At 64.3% G+C, this 5,273-nt stretch carries 5 protein-coding genes; 1 reads left to right on the top strand and 4 read right to left on the bottom strand.

The genetic code is table 11. From position 1 onward, the window contains the following. A partial coding sequence (locus VFW69_RS21655; RefSeq protein ID WP_526504428.1) for an alpha/beta fold hydrolase occupies window positions 1–243 on the top strand: 243 nt, incomplete at its 5' end. Here the strand turns inward: VFW69_RS21655 and VFW69_RS21650 are convergent. The 4 genes from VFW69_RS21650 to VFW69_RS21635 form a co-directional block, all read right to left on the bottom strand. Beyond that, a complete protein-coding gene (locus VFW69_RS21650) occupies window positions 233–1,738 on the bottom strand; it encodes an acyl-CoA reductase (RefSeq protein WP_526504426.1) in 1,506 nt (501 codons plus the stop codon). The genes VFW69_RS21655 and VFW69_RS21650 overlap by 11 nt on opposite strands. A 95-nt stretch (window positions 1,739–1,833) precedes the next feature. Then, on the bottom strand, window positions 1,834–3,030 hold the full coding sequence (locus VFW69_RS21645; protein ID WP_526504424.1) for a LuxE/PaaK family acyltransferase: 1,197 nt from the start codon (window positions 3,028–3,030) through the stop codon (window positions 1,834–1,836). 11 nt (window positions 3,031–3,041) lie between these two features. Continuing rightward, entirely contained in the window at window positions 3,042–3,749 is a 708-nt protein-coding gene (locus tag VFW69_RS21640) for a 2OG-Fe(II) oxygenase (RefSeq protein WP_526504422.1), read from the bottom strand. Between the two features lie 818 nt (window positions 3,750–4,567). Then, window positions 4,568–5,140, bottom strand: a complete 573-nt coding sequence (locus VFW69_RS21635; protein ID WP_526504420.1) for a hypothetical protein — start codon at window positions 5,138–5,140, stop codon at window positions 4,568–4,570. Window positions 5,141–5,273 lie beyond the last annotated feature (133 nt).

Raw genomic sequence — 5,273 nt, 5'->3', positions numbered from 1 at the left:
CGCCAACTCGTCACTCGGACACAAGTGCCGGGCGACCTGGGAGCCGTGCGGGCACCGATTTCCGTCATAGTCGGCGACGAAGATCTCTTGACCCACAAGGCATGCGCCCGCTCACTCGCCTCGTCGAATCCCAACGTTTCGATGGTGGTCATGCAGGGCTGCGGTCACCTGCCCCTGCTCGAAGAGCCGGATTCGGCCGCATCCCTCATCGCGACACACTTGACGGCGAGCGTCATGCGTTGACCCAACGGACCAATCGGTTCAGCACCTGCATACCGTCGTGAGGTCGACCGGCGTAGACACGCTCCGCTTCCCCGAGCGGCAGCACGTTATCTGCTCCGTATCCGGCCAATACATCGCGAAGCCGCCTCAAGGACGACGCGGGAGCCACTCCGACGTGCGAAACATCGCGGTCGACATGAACGGCTATCGCGGACTCGAGGTCGTCTGCAGCCCGCACCAGAACAACACGTCCGCCGGGATGCCTGCTGAGGTCGAAATCACGGTTGATCCGAGCAACGGCGGACCCACCGGGCCACGAACCGTTGAGGTGCCAGTCCGCGGACGCAAGAAGGCCGCGGCGCAGACCCACCAGCCTGCCCTGCACGCTGTCCGGTACACGATGAGGATAGTTCTTGTCCCATTTGTCGAGCACGTCGGCGAGCGCGCAGGCGTACGCATCGGCATCTGCGTCCGTCCCCTCGACCACATGGAGCAGAGACGACATGCAGGCTTGCTGATTGGCGACGACGGAGTCGGCGGCGGCCAGCCTGACAACTGCCTGCAGATCGTGCTTCACCGCCGCTCGCCCAACGAAGCTGATTCCGTACCGGGGTCGCATGACGATCGTGTCCGCGGCACCGCCTCGGTGTGCGAGCGCCTGGACGGCGTTGCGCCCTCCCCAGATGACCCGCCGATCGAACGCACCGTCAGCCAGCAAGGAAGCTTCTATCGCTGTATCGCCGCCGCGCCAGTAGGCAAGCGTCGTATGCCTGGCCAACGGATGGGCGAGATCGACCTCGGCGAGCGCTGTTCCGAGCGCGGCGATCAGCGGAACGCTGTCCGCTGCAGGCTTCAGCACACACGCGCCTTTGGTTGCCCACGCCCAGAGCAAAGAAATCACCGGCACGATCGGCATGTTGCCCGCGGTGACGTGCAGCTGTGTGGTGGGCACCCCGCGCATCATCGGCGGCCCGGTCGACGGTTTCGTCGGCCGCAGTTCCGGTGTTTGAGCAGCGATGCGTGTGCTGATGCCTTGCTCAGCGGGGGCGGCCACGGCAATCCAGCCATCCATCCTGCGTGCGCCTAGATCACCGAGTTCGTTCACCACCATCGTCCTCAGCGCCTCACCGTCGAACATTCGAGGCAGCCCGCGGACGAACGCGCGGTGCATCCATTCATCGTCGACCGATGTCGCGGAGAGCACATGCCCGGTGTCGGAGAGGCCGATCGCGTGGGCCGCCAGGCTTTCTCCGATGGCGTCGACGAACTCGCAGACGGCGTCCAACGGCATGCGCATGAGCTCCATGATCGCAGCGGCGGGATCGGGTTCGACCAGTTCCCGCGGGTCGGGTGCGGGCACGATGAGGACGCGCATCTCGCCGGTGGGCTCGAGTGCCTGCCGGTCGATGACGGGTTGCGCTACCAGATAGGCGCCGTCGGTGGTCGGGCCGAAGACCGACGGTGCACGGTGGGCGACCGCCTCCACGATCTCGCGTACACGTGGCCACGTGGGCATGTGAAATCGACCGCGTATGACCGCAGGCAGCCGAACCGCTTCGACCCCGGCGAGCCTTCGGACATCGATGTGATCGAGTCGGAATCCGCGGGCGTTCATCGGTAATCGGGTTCGCCGACGCCAAGGGCACCGCATCCTCGTGGGGGTGCGTTCTCGAGACGGGTTATCGGCGCGAGCAGGGTTTGGCCCGCCAACCCACAGGCGCATGGATCCGCGCGGAGGATCACATGGTCTGAGGTCGCCAAGCTCGGATACGAGCGCGCGAAGGGGTCGAACACGGCCAGCCGACCGGCATTCGCATCTTTGCCCATAGGCCGCAGGAGGTCGTCCACCAGTACTGCCTCGACGACGGGTGGTACGTGGTAGCGATGATTCGCGCACGAGACGAAGACCGTATTCAGCTCAGCGGTCGAGTACGCGTCGACACACCTGCGACGATCGATGCCCAGCAGTGTGGACGCGGCATCGAGGAGCGAATCGAGATCCTGCGCCAGGCCGTCTTTCCATCCGCCCCCGGTCACCACACAGCTCTCGGCAGGCAGTTCGACCGGCCTGGACGCCCGGGCCAGCTCATTGACGAGCGATGACAGTCCGGAAGGCGGCCCGAAGATGATCACCCGCTGCCGTCGGGCAGCCGCGTCGCACAGGAACTCGTACACACCTGAGGTGCGGAGGTGGTGAACGCGACAGGCATTCGACGCGAGTCCGGCGGCGCCCGCCTGGAGCCCGGAATCCATCCCCGGGGCGGTCAGCAACAGGCAATCGTATTCACCCGCGCGTATCGACCACGGGAACCGAACCCCTGAACTGCTGCGTAGCGCGGCCAACGTGGATTCATCGCGCGGGACCAGAGACGGCTGCCCGGTGGACGTACCACTGGACAGGGTGACGAACACTCCGTGCTGCGCAAGTTCTGACCGCCACGACGACAGGTCGGACGCGCGATGGGAGATTTTCGGCAACCGTACAGTAGACACGGTCTCGAGCCAGGCGCTCAACGACGCAAAGTCACCGTCGAGCCATTCCGGATCATAGCTCTTGAACCAGTCGTCGGAGAGCACCAAACGATTGCGGGCGAGTTCGCACGGATCTCGATCTGTGATGTCTCCCTCGCGCGCCAACTGTGCGTAGATCGGGATCTCTCGCACATGATGCCGGTGGTTCGAAGTCAGAACTCTGCGCCGCACCTGCGCAACCGCGTCGAAGTCAAGTGGTATGCCATGGGACCATTTGCGGGCGAAGACGAGCAGCTGCCGCAGCAGCGGCAGTACGTCGATCTCGGCGTCGGCCATCCTGCGGACCTTCACCTCGGATTCGCATACAGCTGCTCGGCGCGGTTGAACAGGATCCAGCTCGTGGCGATGTATTTGTCTTCACCTTTCGGCATATTGCCGCGGTGGGTGTGGGTGAACGCGGTTGGCGCGATCAGCAGCGAACCGGTCTTCGGCGCGATACGCCGGTTCTGGTAGAGAAACTCCGTCTCACCTCCTCGGAAACCTTCATTCAAATAGATCGTCCACAGCACGACGCGATGCAGCGTTTCGCCGTTGTCGGCTTTCGGATACAGCTCGCAGTGCCAGTACGGATAACCGCCCTGGTCGGCGGTGTACTTCTGCAGATTGATGCTGCCGGGCCTGAACACGCGAAAGACCAGCTGGTCGAGCACGCCGTCGACGAGCGTCGCGACGTGTTCGGCGTCGAGCATGACGAGCTCGCCGGTCGCCGGGTCGGGCATCTGCAACTGCAGCGGCGCCAGCACCGCGTGCGCGTACTTCCGCACGTAGTGCTTGAGCCCCGTGAGCGCGGCGATGTTCAGCGCTCGTTCGGCGTCGGCCCATTCCCGCCGACCGCTGATGCGGATGTCCCAACTGTCCTTCAGTCTGAGATCGACACCGCTGCCGGTGCTGCCGCGCACCGCCTGGCCGCTCGCTTCGAAGCGCTGCAGCAGCGCGCGGCATACGTCGCTGTCGAGCGCGCCGTCGAGGACCTCGATGAAATCCGGATCAGCCATCGGAGTCCACCTCCAGGTGAGAGCAGGTCGAGATTTGCGCCGCCCTTTCGATCCGAGGAACACCGGCACGCGCTGAGGTGGCGAGTCCAGCGAAAGACGCCTGGCCTAGCGGAGCCCGACCGCTTTCGCTGGCAACGCCAACGGAGAGAGCCAGCTAAGGGAAGCACTTCCTGACGACTTGGTGTCCCAGCGCACTCACCGAGACGCAAACGCCTGTGGGAAACCCCCAGGTGGTGCGGATGTCCAAACAGGCCGAGGCGGCAGTGCCATCGGGAATACCGAGAGGGATCGGAAGACAAATGCTGCCGATCCCCAACGGGAGGCTCAAGCACACCCTGCCGCCGCTCACCGTGACCTCAATGCACGCGGCTTGGATGCTCACCTCGGAGACTTGTGCTGTGGTGAGGTCCAAGGTGCTTACGTCCGCCGTGGCCACCTGAACCTGCTCTGCCGTGGCTGCTTGGGCTGCCGCTAGAGCGTTCTGGACCGCTTCTTGAGGGAACTCATGGTAATATGGATTTTTTGGCATTGCGATTACCCCTGACTTTTCGCGAATCGGTCGACCGTCCTCTGGTGGACGTCGTCTCAATACAACAGGGTGGTATGTCATCGGAGCGTTATCGCCGCGTTACCGGGACTTGAGCGCCCCGGAGTTGCCGAGTGGTGCGATGGTCGCCGCATCCACGGACGGATCACCAAGGCAGCCCACGCACGCCTGCGGCATGCTCGTCGACGCCGTCTGGTCGGCGTGCGGGCACGGGGTCGGCGATCGCGTCGAACCACATCCACCGCCGTCCGAAGACACCACACACCACGTGTCACTTCGGCCAGAAGTAGAGCGTCAGTGAGGGGCTAGTATTACCGCCTATGGCAACAAGGCCGAGGTGAACGGCGAGACCGTGATTGCGAGTGACCGAACGGACCAGTTGGAGCGGTGTTTTCAGGTCGATCTCCACGATCGCCGAGAGGAATCCCAACACGAGTCCGAGCCCGGCCGGGCTGGCCCATCCCCACGGCCTCGTGAAAAAGAAAATTCTTTGGTGACGGCCCGCCCCGTCGATGGACTGCTGCAAGAACGTTGCGGTTCCGCGCACCTGACCTGGCACCGAGCTGGCGAAGTGGTCATACACGGCCGCGGCGTGCGGTAGTTGCTCTTCGATCTCCGAGCGGTCGGCCATCGGCCGCCGCGGATCGATGGGCAGCCAGTGGTAGGTCTTCCACCGCGTCAACCCACTTGCCGAGAAGTCATATCCAACGACCTCCGCGCGGCGGGGCAGGGTCGTCGGATGTGGTAGCCGCTGCACCAATTCATCAGTTTCAAGCCAGCCCGCCGGAAAATAGAGGGAACCACGCCGCCGCCCGCCCGATGCCAGCCCGACGCCGTGCATCACCGTGGGGAGGGTGTGTGGGGCGCAGCCGTCGAGATGCGTTCCGAAGAGTCGACGGAGAGGTCCTTCTGGTTGCCCACTCGCGAGCTGCGCTGCAGCGATGTATGTTTCGACGTTGCCGGTGATGTCCAGGGAA

This window comes from Mycobacterium sp., assembly GCF_036273375.1.
Taxonomy (GTDB): Bacteria; Actinomycetota; Actinomycetes; order Mycobacteriales; family Mycobacteriaceae; genus Mycobacterium.
The sequence above is the reverse complement of the archived record's forward strand: the minus strand, read 5'-3'. Positions and strand labels throughout refer to the sequence as shown.